At 59.7% G+C, this 14,670-nt stretch carries 18 protein-coding genes; 6 read left to right on the plus strand and 12 right to left on the minus strand.

The features are described from left to right. Window positions 1-46: 46 nt before the first annotated feature. Window positions 47-406, plus strand: a complete 360-nt coding sequence (locus GGD50_RS19250) for a nuclear transport factor 2 family protein (RefSeq protein WP_028750888.1) — start codon at window positions 47-49, stop codon at window positions 404-406. Window positions 407-685: 279 nt separating this feature from the next. Here GGD50_RS19250 and pheT read toward each other — a convergent pair whose 3' ends face one another. The 6 genes from pheT to infC form a co-directional block, all read right to left on the minus strand. After that, window positions 686-3,109: a phenylalanine--tRNA ligase subunit beta gene (gene pheT, locus GGD50_RS19255; RefSeq protein ID WP_107106688.1), complete on the minus strand. Its 2,424-nt coding sequence runs from the start codon at window positions 3,107-3,109 to the stop codon at window positions 686-688. 16 nt (window positions 3,110-3,125) lie between these two features. Continuing rightward, complete coding sequence (gene pheS, locus GGD50_RS19260) at window positions 3,126-4,208, minus strand: phenylalanine--tRNA ligase subunit alpha (RefSeq protein WP_107106687.1); 1,083 nt, start codon at window positions 4,206-4,208, stop codon at window positions 3,126-3,128. Between the two features lie 37 nt (window positions 4,209-4,245). After that, window positions 4,246-4,455 carry a hypothetical protein gene (locus tag GGD50_RS19265; RefSeq protein WP_107106686.1) on the minus strand — a complete coding sequence of 70 codons (210 nt, stop codon included), beginning with the start codon at window positions 4,453-4,455 and terminating at the stop codon, window positions 4,246-4,248. Window positions 4,456-4,524: 69 nt separating this feature from the next. Then, the gene (gene rplT, locus GGD50_RS19270) at window positions 4,525-4,929 is read right to left on the minus strand and encodes a 50S ribosomal protein L20 (protein WP_107106685.1); all 405 of its coding nucleotides are present in this window, start codon (window positions 4,927-4,929) and stop codon (window positions 4,525-4,527) included. A gap of 38 nt (window positions 4,930-4,967) precedes the next feature. Continuing rightward, window positions 4,968-5,171 (minus strand): 50S ribosomal protein L35, encoded by a 204-nt coding sequence (gene rpmI, locus GGD50_RS19275; protein ID WP_028750884.1) that lies wholly within the window; start codon window positions 5,169-5,171, stop codon window positions 4,968-4,970. A gap of 318 nt (window positions 5,172-5,489) precedes the next feature. Then, window positions 5,490-6,026 (minus strand): translation initiation factor IF-3, encoded by a 537-nt coding sequence (gene infC / locus GGD50_RS19280; RefSeq protein ID WP_181315998.1) that lies wholly within the window; start codon window positions 6,024-6,026, stop codon window positions 5,490-5,492. A 280-nt stretch (window positions 6,027-6,306) separates the two neighbouring features. Here infC and GGD50_RS19285 point away from each other — a divergent pair, with 280 nt between their 5' ends. Then, on the plus strand, window positions 6,307-7,119 hold the full coding sequence (locus tag GGD50_RS19285; RefSeq protein WP_107106683.1) for an alpha/beta hydrolase: 813 nt from the start codon (window positions 6,307-6,309) through the stop codon (window positions 7,117-7,119). A gap of 236 nt (window positions 7,120-7,355) precedes the next feature. Continuing rightward, entirely contained in the window at window positions 7,356-7,955 is a 600-nt protein-coding gene (locus GGD50_RS19290) for a transglutaminase-like cysteine peptidase (RefSeq protein ID WP_107106682.1), read from the plus strand. A 117-nt stretch (window positions 7,956-8,072) separates the two neighbouring features. Here the strand turns inward: GGD50_RS19290 and GGD50_RS19295 are convergent, their stop codons facing one another. Both GGD50_RS19295 and mbfA read right to left on the minus strand, forming a co-directional pair. Next, a complete protein-coding gene (locus tag GGD50_RS19295; RefSeq protein ID WP_107106681.1) occupies window positions 8,073-8,258 on the minus strand; it encodes a hypothetical protein in 186 nt (61 codons plus the stop codon). Window positions 8,259-8,381: 123 nt separating this feature from the next. Beyond that, on the minus strand, window positions 8,382-9,365 hold the full coding sequence (gene mbfA, locus GGD50_RS19300; RefSeq protein WP_107106680.1) for an iron exporter MbfA: 984 nt from the start codon (window positions 9,363-9,365) through the stop codon (window positions 8,382-8,384). Between the two features lie 235 nt (window positions 9,366-9,600). Here mbfA and GGD50_RS19305 point away from each other — a divergent pair, with 235 nt between their 5' ends. Beyond that, window positions 9,601-10,068 carry a group III truncated hemoglobin gene (locus tag GGD50_RS19305; protein WP_107106679.1) on the plus strand — a complete coding sequence of 156 codons (468 nt, stop codon included), beginning with the start codon at window positions 9,601-9,603 and terminating at the stop codon, window positions 10,066-10,068. A gap of 28 nt (window positions 10,069-10,096) precedes the next feature. After that, window positions 10,097-10,438, plus strand: coding sequence for a hypothetical protein (locus tag GGD50_RS19310; protein ID WP_181315989.1), 342 nt, complete (start codon window positions 10,097-10,099; stop codon window positions 10,436-10,438). Window positions 10,439-10,637: 199 nt separating this feature from the next. Here GGD50_RS19310 and GGD50_RS19315 read toward each other — a convergent pair whose 3' ends face one another. Together GGD50_RS19315 and GGD50_RS19320 are read right to left on the minus strand one after the other, a co-directional pair. Further along, window positions 10,638-11,552, minus strand: a complete 915-nt coding sequence (locus GGD50_RS19315) for an EamA family transporter (protein WP_107106678.1) — start codon at window positions 11,550-11,552, stop codon at window positions 10,638-10,640. Window positions 11,553-11,649: 97 nt separating this feature from the next. Next, window positions 11,650-12,675 carry a histone deacetylase family protein gene (locus GGD50_RS19320; protein ID WP_107106677.1) on the minus strand — a complete coding sequence of 342 codons (1,026 nt, stop codon included), beginning with the start codon at window positions 12,673-12,675 and terminating at the stop codon, window positions 11,650-11,652. A 152-nt stretch (window positions 12,676-12,827) separates the two neighbouring features. Between GGD50_RS19320 and GGD50_RS19325 the strand changes: the two genes are divergently transcribed. Next, window positions 12,828-13,433 (plus strand): HAD-IA family hydrolase, encoded by a 606-nt coding sequence (locus GGD50_RS19325; RefSeq protein ID WP_107106676.1) that lies wholly within the window; start codon window positions 12,828-12,830, stop codon window positions 13,431-13,433. 15 nt (window positions 13,434-13,448) lie between these two features. Here GGD50_RS19325 and GGD50_RS19330 read toward each other — a convergent pair whose 3' ends face one another. Both GGD50_RS19330 and GGD50_RS19335 read right to left on the minus strand, forming a co-directional pair. Next, window positions 13,449-13,970 (minus strand): GNAT family N-acetyltransferase, encoded by a 522-nt coding sequence (locus tag GGD50_RS19330; protein ID WP_107106675.1) that lies wholly within the window; start codon window positions 13,968-13,970, stop codon window positions 13,449-13,451. A 14-nt stretch (window positions 13,971-13,984) separates the two neighbouring features. Continuing rightward, window positions 13,985-14,554: a helix-turn-helix domain-containing protein gene (locus GGD50_RS19335; protein WP_107107020.1), complete on the minus strand. Its 570-nt coding sequence runs from the start codon at window positions 14,552-14,554 to the stop codon at window positions 13,985-13,987. Window positions 14,555-14,670: the final 116 nt, after the last annotated feature.

Consider the following 14,670-nt stretch of genomic DNA (forward strand, 5'->3'; position numbering starts at 1 on the left):
GTGCGTTCATGCTATATTAACAGGCACTCAAATGAGGAACGGCGAGATGTCGGAAGAGCAAGCAATCCGCGCAGTTGTTCACCTCTATGTCGACGGCATGGCATTCGCGAATGAGCCGGCTTTGCGCAAAGCGCTGCATCCACGGGTCGCGATCATAGGCAATTATCAGGGCGCGGTGGAGTGGATGACGCGCGACGAATTCATCACCGCGATCGTCGAAGAAGGTAGCGCACCACCCGACACGGTGCCGTTGATGGAGATCGAGCTGATCGATATCGAAGGCGATGCCGCAAGCGTCAAAGTCGTCGACGAATTCGCCGGCATGCGCTTTTCCGACTATCTGTCTCTGCTGAAGATCGACGGACGATGGACCATCGTGAATAAGGTATATCATTTGCATCGGTGACAGAGCGCTGTCGGTATCTCAAAGCCACCCCTTCTATGCTGAGGTTCTGATACCCCCTCTGTCCCTTTCGGGACATCTCCCCCACAAGGGGGGAGATCGTTGGGGAGTATGCCGCCGCCCTCGTTTCAAAACAACAAACCTCTGTTTCCGCAGGTTCGGTAGTCGTTTGAAATGAGAGGATGCCACAAGTTACCAATCTCCCCCCTTGTGGGGGAGATGTCACGACAGTGACAAGGGGGTGCCGCCCCCACCGCAAACTCTGCAACAGCCGATCGCAGCTTAACCCCGCAAAACCCCACCCGTCGTTTTCGTCACATTGGCGACGATCTTCTGGGTCAGGGCTTCGAAATCCTCATCGGTCAGCGTGCGCTCGGCCGGCTGGATCTGGACTTCGATGGCGATCGACTTCTTGCCGTCGCCGAGCGAGGCGCCCTCGAAAATATCGAAGACATTGACGCCGGTGATCAGCTTGCGGTCGGCGCCGGTGGCGGCGCGAATGATGGCACCGGCTTCCACCGTCTTGTCGACCACGAAGGCATAGTCGCGCTTGACCGCCTGGAAGGAGGAGAGCTCCAGTGCCGGCTTGGTGCGCGTCGTCTTCTTCTTCGGCTCCGGCATGGCGTCGATATAGACCTCGAAGCCGGCGAGTGCGCCGGTGACATCGAGCGCTTCCAGCGTCTTCGGATGGAATTCGCCGAAATAGCCGAGCACGACTTTCGGACCCATCTTGATCGTGCCGGAACGGCCCGGATGATACCAGCCGGGGCCACCCTGCTCGATCTGGATATTGCCCATCGGCACGCCACAGGCTTCGATCACGGCCAGCGCGTCGGCCTTGGCATCGAAAACATCGACCGGCTTGCCGCCGCCCTTGGCAGCGTTCGACCACATGCGTCCGGCGCCGGTGAGCGTGGCGGTGCCGCGACGGATGCCGCCGGCGACACGCCGCTGGCCTTCCGGCCTGTCATTTTCATAGGTGCCGGAGACTTCGAAGAGAGCAACATCGCCGTAGCCCTTGTCGGCATTGCGCTGCGCGGCCGACAGAAGGCCCGGCAGCAGCGAAGGGCGCATGTCGGACATGTCGGCGGCGATCGGATTGGCAAGCTTCAGCTCGTTGGAACCGCCGCCAAAGAGCTTGGCCTGATCTTCCGAGATGAACGACCAGGTGACGGCCTCGAGCATGCCGCGCGATGCAAGCGCGCGCTTGGCGGTGCGGGTGCGGATCTGCAGCGTCGTCAAGATCTTGCCGTTGACGGCGTTGTGGCTCGCAAGCGGCGCCGGCTTGATATTGTCGACGCCGTGGATGCGCATGATCTCTTCCACGAGATCGGCCTTGCCATCGACATCCGGCCGCCATGGGGGCACGGCGACGGAGACACGCTCGCCGGAGCCGGAGACCGTGAAGCCGAGCTTCGTCAGGATCGACCTGCCCTCTTCCATGGAGACGTCAAGGCCGGTCAGACGCTTGACCTCGGAGAAGGGGAAATCGACGATCTTGGCGTCATAACCCTTATAACCTTCGATCTTGGCCTTCGCGGCCGTACCGCCGCAGCAGGCAAGCACTAGCTCGGTCGTGCGCTCGAGACCCGGAGCCATATATTCCGGATCGACGCCACGCTCGAAACGATAACGGGCATCGGAGATGATGCCGAGGCTGCGGCCGGTCTTGGCGATGTTCATCGGGTCCCAAAGCGCCGATTCGATCAGCACGTCGACCGTATTCTCATCGCAGCCGGAATGCTCGCCGCCCATGATGCCGCCGATCGACTCGACGCCATTATCATCGGAGATGACGACATTGCTGGGGTTGAGCTTGTATTCGCGCTCATCCAGCGCCAGCACGGTTTCGCCGTCCTTGGCACGGCGGACAACGAGATTGCCCTTGACCTTGGAGGCGTCGAAGACGTGCATCGGCCGGCCCTGGTCGAAGGTCATGTAATTGGTGATATCGACCAGCGCGCTGATCGGGCGGAGGCCAATGGCGAGCAGCCGCTGCTGCATCCACTTCGGGCTCGGGCCGTTCTTGACGCCGCGCACGAGGCGAAGCGCAAAGCCGGGGCAAAGACGCGCATCGTCCAGCTCGATCTTCAGCCCGGTCGACGTATCGCCGTCGACAGCGAAGGTTGGCGTCAGGCGCGGCTTCAGCGTGCCGAGGCCGGAAGCGGCAAGGTCGCGGGCGATGCCGTAAACGCCGGTGCAGTCCGGACGGTTCGGTGTGAGGTTGATCTCGATCATCGGATCATCGAGGCCGGCATAGGCGGCGAAGCTGGTACCAACAGGCGCATCTTCTGGCAGATCGATGATGCCGTCATGGCTGTCGGAGATTTCCAGCTCCTTTTCCGAGCACATCATGCCGTGGCTTTCGACGCCACGAATATTGCCGACCGCCAGCGTCACGTCGATGCCGGGAACATAGGTGCCGGGAGCGGCGAAGGCGCCAACGAGGCCGGCGCGCGCGTTCGGTGCGCCGCAAACGACCTGAACCGGTTTGCCGGAGCCATTGTCGACCATCAGCACCTTCAGGCGATCGGCCTGCGGATGCTTTTCAGCGGAAAGGACCTTGGCGATGACGAAGGGCTTGAACGCCGCCTTGTCGTCGACATCTTCGACCTCCAGCCCGATCATCGTCAGACGAGCGCAGATCTCATCGAGCGTGGCGTCTGTTTCCAGGTGCTCTTTCAGCCAGGAGAGTGTGAATTTCATTTGCTTTATCCCTTCCTTACACGCTCAAACCGCCGAACAGTGTCGGCATGTCGAGTGGGCGGAAGCCATAGTGGTTCATCCAGCGGACGTCGGCGTTGAAGAAGTCGCGCAGGTCGGGCATGCCGTATTTCAGCATGGCGATGCGGTCGAGGCCCATGCCCCAGGCAAAGCCCTGATATTCGTCCGGATCGAGGCCGCCGTAGCGCAGCACGTTCGGATGCACCATGCCGCAGCCGAGGATTTCCATCCAGTCGGTGCCTTCGCCGAACTTGACGATTGGACCGGAGCGGTCGCACTGGATATCGACCTCGAAGGACGGTTCCGTGAACGGGAAGAAGGATGGGCGGAACCGCATCGTCACATTGTCGACCTCGAAGAAGGTCTTGCAGAATTCTTCCAGCACCCAACGGATATTGGCGACATTCGCCGTCTTGTCGATGACAAGGCCTTCGACTTGGTGGAACATCGGCGAGTGCGTGGCGTCACTATCCTGGCGATAGGTCTTGCCGGGAATGATGATGCGGATCGGCGGCTTCTGCGCTTCCATGGTGCGAACCTGCACCGGCGAGGTGTGCGTGCGTAGCACCTTGCGCTCACCATTCTCGTCCGGCTGGAAGAAGAAGGTGTCGTGCATCTCGCGGGCGGGGTGCCCTTCCGGGAAGTTCAGCGCCGTGAAGTTATAATAGTCGGTCTCGACATCAGGACCTTCGGCAATCGAGAAGCCCATGTCGCCGAAGATGGCCGTGATTTCGTCAACGATCTGGCTGATCGGATGGATGCGGCCGCGTTCGGCCGGCGAAGAACGCACCGGCAGGCTGACGTCCAGCGTCTCCGCCTTCAGCTTGGCATCAATCGCGGCATCGCGCAGCGCGCCCTTGCGGGCGTTGATGGCGTCGGTCACCGAATTCTTCAGCGCATTGATTGCCGCGCCCCGCGTCTGCCGCTCTTCCGGCGACATGCTGCCTAGCGTCTTCAACAGTTCTGAAACCGAGCCCTTCTTGCCGAGAGCGGACACCCTGACGGCTTCGATCGCCTGCTCGTCCGTGGCAGCGGCCACGTCGGCCATGAGTTGGGTTTCAAGAGTATCGAGTTCCGTCATCTTGTCCTGCCTTGCGGAGGGCGGGCTCACCGCGCCGCTATTCCGCAGAATAATTGGTGAACACATACATCAGATAGCTGGTGGCAACGATGAAGCGCTGCAGATCACTACCCATGTGCACGCGGCCAATCAACCGGGCAAATGACAAAAACCCGCCAAGAAAGCGGCTCATGTGCCGAAGTTCGGCCGCCGCCTCCGGCGGCGCACGCTTTGACCAGGCCACATAAGCCGATCGCGCCTGCTGCAAACACAAAACCCGCACCGGTTTTACCGGCGCGGGTTTGCAATGAATACACGAACTACGTGCGAAGCGGTGTTAGCTTACAACAGCTTCGAATTCGTTCTTCGTGCCGGCGTCCTTGAGGTACTCCAGGGCCTTCTTGGAGGCGACAACGAGCGCGCCGAAAGCTTCCGGCTCATGGATCGCCATGTCGGAGAGAACCTTGCGGTCGACTTCGATGCCAGCCTTGTTCAGACCGTCGATGAAGCGGCCATAGGTCAGGCCGAATTCGCGGACGGCAGCGTTGATGCGCTGGATCCAGAGAGCGCGGAAATTGCGCTTGTTAACCTTGCGGTCGCGGTAAGCGTACTGCTTGGAACGGTCGACAGCGGCCTTGGCGGTACGGATGGTGTTCTTGCGGCGGCCGTAGAAGCCCTTGGCCTGCTTCAGAACCTTCTTGTGCTTGGCGTGGGCGGTAACGCCTCTTTTTACGCGTGCCATTTCATGATCTCCTATAGTCTATAGCGTTACGAATAGTCTTAGAGACCGTTCGGCAAGTAGTTCTTGACAACCTTACGGCCATCCGGTTCTGCGAGAACCATGGTGCCGCGGGCGTCGCGAATGAACTTGTTGGTACGCTTGATCATGCCGTGGCGCTTGCCAGCAGCGGCTGCCTTGACCTTGCCGGACGCGGTGATCTTGAACCGCTTCTTGGCAGACGACTTCGTCTTCATCTTGGGCATTTTGCTACTCCTTCGATGCTTCCTGGCGCGCTTTGCTAAAAGCCCTTCCCACAGATCCGGCCAGGCCGGGCTGCAACAAGGTGCCGGAGCGTTTGTTGTTGAACGGCGGATCCGGTGACGAACCGCTCCGCCAGCATTCTGAACTGCCACGGCATGCCCTGCCGGTCAGTTCGGACGCGCGCTTATAACCGCAGTCGCCCATAAGTGCAACGGGCACGGCGGGGATTCTTTTGCAGATCGATGACAGGCGTCAACCTGGCACCACAAAAGGAAAAAGCCGCCCAATCGGACGGCTCCGGCCTCTACCTCACTCGCGCCTCACTTCGGCGCAAGCACCATCATCATCTGGCGGCCTTCGAGCTTGGGCTCGGCCTCTACCTTGGCGATCTCGAGCGTATCTTCCTTGACCTGCTGGAGAAGCTTCATGCCGAGTTCCTGGTGGGCCATTTCACGGCCGCGGAACTTCAAGGTCACCTTCACCTTGTCGCCTTCTTCGAAGAAACGGCCGATCGCCTTCATCTTCACCTCATAGTCATGGGTGTCGATGTTGGGACGCATCTTGATTTCTTTGACTTCGACGATCTTCTGCTTCTTGCGCGCCTCGGCGGCCTTCTTCTGATTGGCATATTTCAGCTTGCCCAGATCGAGGATCTTGCACACAGGCGGTTCAGCATTGGGGGAAATCTCTACCAGATCGAGACCGGCCTCCTCTGCCATTCTCAACGCCTGGTCGGTCGGGACGATGCCCATATTCTGGCCGTCAGCCGTGATGAGCTGAACTTTGGGAATGCGAATTTCCCTGTTGGAACGCGGCCCGTCCTTTACGGGCGCGTCGGCTTTAAAGGGTCTGCGAATGGTCGTACTCTCCACGAATTGTTTCGGATTTGCTGCAGCCTCTCGCTCCCGTCGGCGCAACTGACGGAAATGTCGTAAAAGCTGTGGCGAAGTCAATAGCATGCCGCCAGGAAAAAATCACCTCCCGCGTACCATAACTGTGCTGCGCAGCCGCAAGATGCGCAAAGGACACAGCAACTTCGCAAAATAACGCATAAGCCTTCTTCAGAAACGGGAAGGATTTTTGCGGTTACCCGCGCGCGAATCTGCTTTATAGAGCACAAAATTCCGGGAGTTTCCGATGTCCGAAGCCTTAGCCAATCTTGAACCGACCTTTGTTTCCGTGGGCAGCGTCGGCGATCAACGGCAGATTGCCGTGCAATTGCGCGCCGCCAGGAAGGGTGCAAAAGGCGCGACGTTTATGTGGCTCTCCGGCTATCGTTCCGACATGAGCGGTACCAAGGCGCTGGAGCTCGACGCTCTGGCCGAACGGCTGGGCCACGGCTGCATCCGGTTCGATTATTCGGGCCACGGCCAATCCGGCGGCGTCTTCACCGAAGGAACAATCTCGCGTTGGCTGGAAGAGGCGCTTGCCGTCATCGACTACGCCAAGCCGAAGCACGTCGTCCTCGTCGGCTCGTCCATGGGCGGCTGGATCGCGCTGAGGCTCATCCAGGAACTGCGCAAGCGCAAGAAGGCGCCGATTATCCAGGGCCTTGTGCTGATTGCTCCCGCCCCGGACTTCACCATCGACCTCATCGAGCCGAACCTTTCCGACATCGAACGGAGATCGCTTGCCGAACGCGGCTATTTCGAGGAGCCTTCGGAATATAGTCCCGAGCCGAATATCTTTACCCGCGCACTCATCGAGGATGGCCGCGCCAACCGCGTCTTGACCGGCATCATCGAAACTGGCTGCCCGGTTCATATCCTGCAGGGCATGCAGGATGAGGATGTGCCTTTTGCGCATTCGTTAAAATTGGTCGAACATTTGCCGGCGGACGACGTCGTGTTAACACTTGTGCGCGATGGCGATCATCGGCTGTCCCGGCCACAGGATATCGAGCGCATATTGACCGCCGCCGAGACGCTGGCGCTCCACAATCATCCATAAAAACATATAGATAGCCTTTGAGAGAACCTGCGGATGGCCCCGCCCGCGGGGTAGAATTCGTGTGCGTCCGCTAATCAAAAGAGGCATTGAATTATGGCAGCTAGCCTCTTGATTGTGCTGAAATTAACCATAAAGGCTGGTTCCGCTGTTAACACTTAAGTAACGATTGACTTGGCGCGCCCCCTTACATTAACAATTTGTTAACAAATGCAGGGACGATACAAGGAAAAGTGGGCGTGCGTATTAAGGGCGTATTCGTAGCCTTCGCAGCTATAGTTGCGATGTCGTCGTCGGCCATGCCGGCCCCCCAGAACACCGCTTCGATGACCATCGGCGGCGTCACGTCGCAGCCGATTGGGCACTACGAATTTTGCGAGCGCCATACCGACGAATGCGGCCCGACACGCAATGCCGGCCCGGTCGATATGAACGCCTCCACCTGGGCGCTGGTCAATCAGATCAACCTGCGCGTCAACAAGACCATCACGCCCGCCACCGACATGGAAGTCTACGGCCAGGAAGAATATTGGGAATATCCGAAGACGGCTGGCGATTGCGAAGATTTCGCGCTTCTGAAGCGCAGGCTTCTGATGCAGAAGGGCATTTCCGCCGCCAATCTTCTGATGACGGTCGTGCGCAAGCCCGATGGCGAGGGCCATGCCGTGCTGACATTGCGTACCGACCAGGGCGACTTCATTCTCGACAATCTCGATGACGAGGTGAAGGTCTGGTACCAGACCCCCTATTCCTATCTGAAGCGCCAGGCGAGCTACAATGCCGGCCGCTGGGTCACCATCGAAAACGGCAACGACGTTCTGGTCGGTGCAGTCAAGTAAGCAGCCCAAAAGCAGAATTCATACAGAAGGCCGGCAGACCTGCCGGCCTTCTGTTTTTCCGGAAATGATTAGAACGGTCCCTACCCTTCAGGCATGGACAAATTGAATCGTCATTGACTAGTGATTCTTGCGGCTTTGCTGACCGGCCTTGACATGCTGCTCATGGTTGCCATCACGCATACCGCTCGATTGCTGCTCGCGTGAATCGGAAGACGAAGCGCTACGGGCCTTGTCATTCATGTTCTTATGGCTCTGCTGGCCAGCCTTGACGTGCTGATCGTGGGTTCCACCTTGGTTTGCCATTGGATTATCTCCTTGGGTTTCCAAACGAGGCCAAGAGCGGCCTCGTGGGGCTAACCGGTGGCACCCAGGGGCGTTCCGAATTTTAACATTTCGTGATGGTGGGTTTGTCCTTACCCTCGCATCTTACCCATTTCCGATCAGTATACCTGCGGCAAGCACCAGGGAACCGCCGACGACGACTTGGAAGGCGGCGCGGAGGAACGGCGTCTCCATATATTTGTTCTGAATGAAGGCGATCGCCCAAAGCTCGAAGAAGACAACGATGGCGGCGGTGATGGTGGCCGTCCAGAAATCCGGAATGAGATAGGGAAGCGCGTGACCCAATCCGCCGAGCGCCGTCATGACGCCGCAGGCAAAACCGCGCTTGATCGGCGAGCCGCGCCCGGAAATCTTGCCGTCGTCATGGGCGGCTTCGGTGAAACCCATGGAAATGCCGGCACCGACGGAAGCCGAGAGACCGACGAGGAAGGTTTGCCATGTCTGCTGGGTCGCAAAGGCGGCGGCGAAGATCGGCGCAAGCGTCGAGACGGAGCCGTCCATCAGGCCGGCAAGGCCCGGCTGCACATAGGTCAGCACGAATTTGCGGCGGGCATCAGCGTCTTCTTCTTCCTTCACCGATTGCGGCGTGTGCTTGTCGCCGAGCATACGGGCAATGTCTTCATGCCCTTGTTCCGCCAAGGCCAGATCGCCGAGAAGCTGGCGTGTCGAGGCATCGGCAACCCGCTTGCCGGCCTCGACATAAAAATTGTAGGCCTGCTGCTCCATGCCCTCGGCTTCGGCACGGATGGATTCGAGCGACAGGTTCTTGCGCAGCCAGTCCGGCTTGCGTTCGTAGAAACCGCTGACATGTTCGCGCCGGATCAGCGGGATGCGCTCGCCGAAACGCTTGCGGTGCATGTCGATCAGCGTCTTGCGATGGGTGTCTTCGACTTCGGCCATGTCCTCGAACACCTTGGCGGAGTCAGGATAATTGGCTCTCAGAATGTCGGCATAGGCGAGATAGATGCGCGCATCGTCTTCTTCCGAGGCGATGGCAATGGCGAGAATTTCCTGTTCGGTCAAAGAGGCAAAGGAACGTTTGGGCGAGCGGAAAAACCCGAGCAACATTAAGAATCTCCATCTTTAGAATTATTCTAATCTAAAGTGGCCGATCATACGGGTCAAGCACTAAGGCACGATCCCCAAAGCCGCGATGTGCTTTTCAGACAGGGCTGAACCAACCGCCACTTTGACAGATTGCCGCAACGGCGGCATGACACCTTGGTTGCGCCATGAAAATGCTTAGATAAGGGATCGACAACGCCGTATCTGCGCCAAGTCTGCGCGGCGGCAGGAGCATCACATGGACAGTGACATACAGGGCCGCGCCGCTCATATGGCTGGCATTCGTGAGAGGGCCGAAGCCGAGATGCAGCGCATCGGCATCGATGCCGCCTTCATCGACCGACTTGTCGAAACCTTCTACGGCCGCGTTCAGGCGCATCCCAGGCTCGGCCCGGTTTTTGACGGGCGTCTTGCCGGCCGCTGGCCGGACCATATGGAGAAGATGAAACGCTTCTGGTCGTCCGTCGCTTTCAAGAACGGCGCCTATGGCGGCAAGCCGGTGCAAGCTCATCTCGGCGTCGAAGGCATGGCGGCCGATCTCTTTCCGGAATGGCTGGCGCTGTTTTCCGAAACACTTGCCGACATAGCACCCTCGGACGAAGCCAGGGCCTGGTTCATGGCCACGGCCGAACGCATCGCCAAGAGCCTGACGCTATCGCTCTTCTATAATCCGGCGCTCGACGATCCCGCGAAGAAGACGGTTTAACGCGCACCCCACGAGAGTGTGGAATTCGATGGCAGACGCCACCAACCATCGTGGTGGCGTCCGCGCCAGCTCTGCGCCAAAACCGGGCAAGCTCACCTTCTTGGCACTATCGCCGTCTATTGATGCGGTGCATATCCACAACGCGGCCATCGCGTTGCCGTACGCTAACCTCGAACCGGTTACCGCCCCTCCAGGCACGATAAACGAAGATACGACCACGGCAGTCGATCCGCCTGATGTCCCTAAAACCGCGGTTGCGGAGCAGCCTCTCGCCTTGGCTGCAGCTAATCCCTCTGCCTCTATTGAGATTGGTGCCGACGCTGATGGAGACGTGCGTCTGTGCGCTTGCGACGGTCGGCACGGCTATTGATGTGACGGACAGGCCGACAGCCAGCGCTAATGACAGGAACAACGATGATCTAGGCAAGGTATCCTCCCTTGATAACGAGTTCAAAACCCCACGACGCTTTCCCCGGAGAATTATACAACCGTGGGAGTAGGAGCGATAGAGGGTCGCGCAAGTATAAGCCTCAAGGAGCGAAGCCAAGAGATCGCGATGCGCCTTGCGCTCACCTTTTGGTGGCGAAAATCGTTGCCCCGATGCTGGCGGTGACGACGAGCGCCGTGCCGAACATTTGCGATGCTGTCATCGGTTGCAACAGGATAACGAAGCCGGCAACGGCAGCGATGGCGGGCTCGAGACTCATGAGGATGCCGAAGGATGAGGTCGGCATGCGCCGCAGCGCGACCATTTCCAGCACATAGGGGAGAAGCGGAACGAGCAGCGCCAGACCGGCTATTTCAAAGAGGCCAGAGGCCGTCAGATGAGGGGCGGCGGAAGCAAAGCCGAAGGGTGTCGAAACGACCGCCGCCACCAGCAGCGACATGGAAAGCCCTTCGAGGCCCTTGAAGGCTTTGCCGACCTTCTTCGTCAACAGGATGTAGCAGGCCCAGCCCACCCCCGCACCACAGGCAAAGAGGATGCCCGGCAGATTGCCGATCCATTCTTCGCCGTCATAGGCCAATAGCAGAACGCCGATGCCGGCGAAGACAGGCCAAAGAAGCTGACGGCTCAGCCCGAAGCCGAGGGTCGCGACGAGCAGAGGCCCGAGAAAATCTATGGCGACGGCAAGACCCAACGGAATGCGCGCAATCGCCGAAAAGAAGGAAGCCGTCATCAACGCCGATACGGTGCCAAGTGCCAGCACGCTGATCCATTGCGAGCGGCTGTAGCTCATGATCTTCGGCCGGACGATGATCGCCAATGCGGCTGACGCGAAGACGAGCCGCAGCCACGTCGCGCCGACCGGTCCGTAGGCGTTGATGATCGGAGACGACAAGGCCGAGCCGAACTGGATGCTGCACATGGACATCACGCACATGAGCACTCCGGCAGCAATGCCGCCGGAGGATGGCGCAACATCCGGATGCGGCATCAGCGCCGCGCCGCCATCCGTACCACTTTCGATAAGCGTCTGATCCATGACCTCTCCCATCACGCGGACTTTTTAGAGGTCTCGCCGTATGCTGGCAAATTCAAACTTTTCATCCTGCGATCAGGCGCTTTGATGCAAGACCTTTTCAGGCTTCCAGGCCCTTCAGCACATTGGCGACGTTCAGGCCGATTTCCGGCACGCCGTAGCCACCTTCCATGCAGGTCAAAACCGGCAGGCCGGCACTGGCAACGAGCTTGCCCATGCGAATGAAATCCTCCGAAGTCAGCTTGAAGAAGGAAATTGGATCGCGCTCGAACGTATCGACGCCAAGCGAAAGCACGATCGCCTCTGCACCGAAATCCTTGATGCCGCTGAGAGCATCGGCAAGCGCTGCCGACCATTGTTCCCAGGTCGTGCCGCGCGGCATGGGGTAATTGCGGTTCGTCCCCAGCCCTTCGCCTTCGCCCTCCTCGTCGGCATGACCGAGAAAATAGGGGAAGGCATGGATGGGGTCGCCGTGCAGCGACGCGGTGAAGACATCGCCGCGCCGATAGAAGATATCCTGCGTGCCGTTGCCATGATGGAAATCGACGTCGAGCACGGCCACTTTCTTCGCGCCGTGGTCGCGCAGCCGCTGCGCGGCGACGGCGGCATTGTTGATGAAGCAATAGCCGCCGAAGAGATCGAAGCCAGCGTGATGGCCAGGCGGGCGGCAGAGCGCGAAGGCAAGGCGATTGCCGGCATGGAGCCAATCGGCGCCCGTCAATGCGCAGCGCATCGATGCCACGGCCGCCTCATAGGAACCCTTGGTGATCGAGGTATCGGCGGCGTTGGCATAATGGCCGATCATGCCGACGATGTTTTCCGGCACGCGCTGGCTGGTGCGCCGCACCGGAAAGGAATTGGCGATCGCCTCACCCTTGTAACCGGCCGCGACCCAGCGCTCCCATACTGTTCCCAGGAAATCGAGATAGGCCGGACCATGTACCTTGCGCGCAGTTTCCAGCCCATGCGTCTCGGGTGGAACGACATCGGTGAAACCCGCCTCCTTCACCGCCGCCAGAATCCATTCGGCGCGAAACGGCGCTTCGAAAGGCGTCACGAGCTGGCCATCATGCAGCTCGGTTTTGGCGTCCCTCAGCTTGTGGTCTTCCGAATAGATGACGCGCATGGCAGCCTCCTGTCGCCGGCTAAGTTTCTTCTTTGGTGCATAGGCTTACACGGGTTGAAGGACGGAAAAAAGAACCGCCCGCACTCTTGATCGTCCGGAAAAACAACGCCACCTTCCGCAGGCCTTTCAGTCAACTGGGAGATTCGCGCCGCATGAAAGTTCTGATGGTGGATGTCGATGGCGTGCTGGTGCATGGCCGACCCGACGATGGCCTGCATTACTGCACCTATCTGGAACGCGATCTCGGGCTGCGGCTCGATGTGCTTCAGGAAGAATTCTTCAAAACCCATTGGAGCGATGTCGTTACCGGCCGCGATGATCTCGAACCGCGGCTTGCCAGCGTTCTGGAGAAAATCGCACCCGGGCTCAGCGCCGCAACGCTGATCGACTATTGGTTCGCGAACGATTCCGGCCTGAACCGGACCCTGCTCGCCGATCTCGCCGCGCTCAGGGCAAAGGGCATTCCGATGTATCTGGCGACCAACCAGGAGCATCGCCGCGCCGCCTATCTGATGGAAACGCTCGAACTTTCCTCCTATTTCGACGGCATCTTCTATTCCGCCATGCTGGGATACCAGAAGCCCGCGCCCGAATTCTTTCGCCTGGCGACCGAGCGCGTCGGCATTGCGCCGGACGAGATCGCCTTCATCGACGACTACCCCGCCAACATAGAAGCCGCGCGGCAATTCGGCTGGAAGGCAATGCATTGGGCGCCAGGATCGAGGCTGGAAGACGCCCTTGCGGTATTTTCACAGTGACAATGCCGATCGCGCTCAAGCCGCGATGCGCTTGTAGAAGATAGTCGTGTCGCAGAGCCCGCCCTCGGGCCACATTGCATAATCGGGGATGACGCCGACACGCTGCCAGCCGAGGCGCGGATAGATAGCTTCGGCATCGCTGCCGGTTGCCGTGTCGAGCACCAGCAAGGTCTTCCCAAACCTTACCGCCTCGCGCTCGGCCGCTTCCATCAACAGCCGGGCAAGGCCCTTGCCGCGGGCGCGGCGATGCACCAGCAATTTCTTCAGGTCGCCGCGATGTGGCTGGTTCGGCATCTGCGCGGCGCCGACCTGGACGGTGCCGACGATCTTGCCCTCGATGACCGCAACGAGCAGAAGCGTCGCACCCGCCTCGACGCTGTCGGCCACATCACGCCAATAGGGTGAAGCATCATCGGGTCTATAGGGCTGCATGAAACCGACGGAAGCGCCGCCATTGACGCAATCGGCAAGCACCTCGCAGAGATCGGCGGAGACGGCGCGGGCTTCGGAGGCGGAAAGAAGATGAATATCGGGCATGAAAATATCCTCGATTATGACCGGGGCCGATCGAGGACGACGCAGTAACGCGCCGGCTTGTCGCCCGGATTATAAAAAACGTGGCCGTCGCCGATGCCCATGAACAGGCAGTCGCCGGGCATGAGGCGATGCACGGTCTCGCCGACCGTCATTTCCATTTCGCCTTCGAACAGCCAGACATGCTGGCTCATCCCGCGGCTCGCGGCATTGGGTGGAAAGCTGACGCGGGCGCCGGCGGGAAAGCTGACCTCGACGAGATCCACGGGCGATTGCGTGCCAGCCGGGGAGACAGCCCGGCGGACATAGCCGGTTTCCGGATCACGCCAGACCGGCTGATCGTTGCGGCGGGCGAGCGGCGACACGTCCTTTTCCTCCTCGGCGAAGAAGGCGGAAAGCGACAGGCCGAGTGCCGCGCAGAGCCGAGCGAGCAAGGAAGCCGTCGGGCTCGCCTCTGCCCGCTCGATGCGCGAGATCATTGCACGGCTGACGGCCGAAGCGGTCGCCAGCTCATCCAGGGTCAGGCCGCGGGCAATCCGCAACTCTTTGATGCGTGCGCCAATGGCGCTTTCGAGATCATGTTCCATCATCTTCACCAAAATTCTATCATAGAAGAAATACACGATCAAATGATGGAATCAAGCCGGGTAAGGCCCCCGATCGCGGCAGCACCCCCAAATGCTCTTGGGCATGCGGATATCCC

Origin of the sequence: Martinezella paranaensis, from assembly GCF_014200235.1 — a bacterium.
In the GTDB taxonomy this organism is placed as follows: Bacteria; Pseudomonadota; Alphaproteobacteria; order Rhizobiales; family Rhizobiaceae; genus Rhizobium; species Rhizobium paranaense.

Excerpts from the sequence above, each read along its gene's own strand:
- GGD50_RS19285 (WP_107106683.1), top strand. The coding sequence starts at position 6,307 with ATGTCCGAAGCCTTAGCCAATCTTGAACCGACCTTTGTTTCCGTGGGC.
- GGD50_RS19295 (WP_107106681.1), bottom strand. The coding sequence starts at position 8,258 with ATGGCAAACCAAGGTGGAACCCACGATCAGCACGTCAAGGCTGGCCAG.
- rpmI (WP_028750884.1), bottom strand. The coding sequence starts at position 5,171 with ATGCCCAAGATGAAGACGAAGTCGTCTGCCAAGAAGCGGTTCAAGATC.
- pheT (WP_107106688.1), bottom strand. The coding sequence starts at position 3,109 with ATGAAATTCACACTCTCCTGGCTGAAAGAGCACCTGGAAACAGACGCC.
- GGD50_RS19325 (WP_107106676.1), top strand. The coding sequence starts at position 12,828 with ATGAAAGTTCTGATGGTGGATGTCGATGGCGTGCTGGTGCATGGCCGA.
- GGD50_RS19335 (WP_107107020.1), bottom strand. The coding sequence starts at position 14,554 with ATGGAACATGATCTCGAAAGCGCCATTGGCGCACGCATCAAAGAGTTG.
- GGD50_RS19250 (WP_028750888.1), top strand. The coding sequence starts at position 47 with ATGTCGGAAGAGCAAGCAATCCGCGCAGTTGTTCACCTCTATGTCGAC.
- pheS (WP_107106687.1), bottom strand. The coding sequence starts at position 4,208 with ATGACGGAACTCGATACTCTTGAAACCCAACTCATGGCCGACGTGGCC.
- mbfA (WP_107106680.1), bottom strand. The coding sequence starts at position 9,365 with ATGTTGCTCGGGTTTTTCCGCTCGCCCAAACGTTCCTTTGCCTCTTTG.
- rplT (WP_107106685.1), bottom strand. The coding sequence starts at position 4,929 with ATGGCACGCGTAAAAAGAGGCGTTACCGCCCACGCCAAGCACAAGAAG.
- GGD50_RS19320 (WP_107106677.1), bottom strand. The coding sequence starts at position 12,675 with ATGCGCGTCATCTATTCGGAAGACCACAAGCTGAGGGACGCCAAAACC.
- GGD50_RS19310 (WP_181315989.1), top strand. The coding sequence starts at position 10,097 with ATGGCAGACGCCACCAACCATCGTGGTGGCGTCCGCGCCAGCTCTGCG.
- GGD50_RS19330 (WP_107106675.1), bottom strand. The coding sequence starts at position 13,970 with ATGCCCGATATTCATCTTCTTTCCGCCTCCGAAGCCCGCGCCGTCTCC.
- GGD50_RS19305 (WP_107106679.1), top strand. The coding sequence starts at position 9,601 with ATGGACAGTGACATACAGGGCCGCGCCGCTCATATGGCTGGCATTCGT.
- GGD50_RS19315 (WP_107106678.1), bottom strand. The coding sequence starts at position 11,552 with ATGGATCAGACGCTTATCGAAAGTGGTACGGATGGCGGCGCGGCGCTG.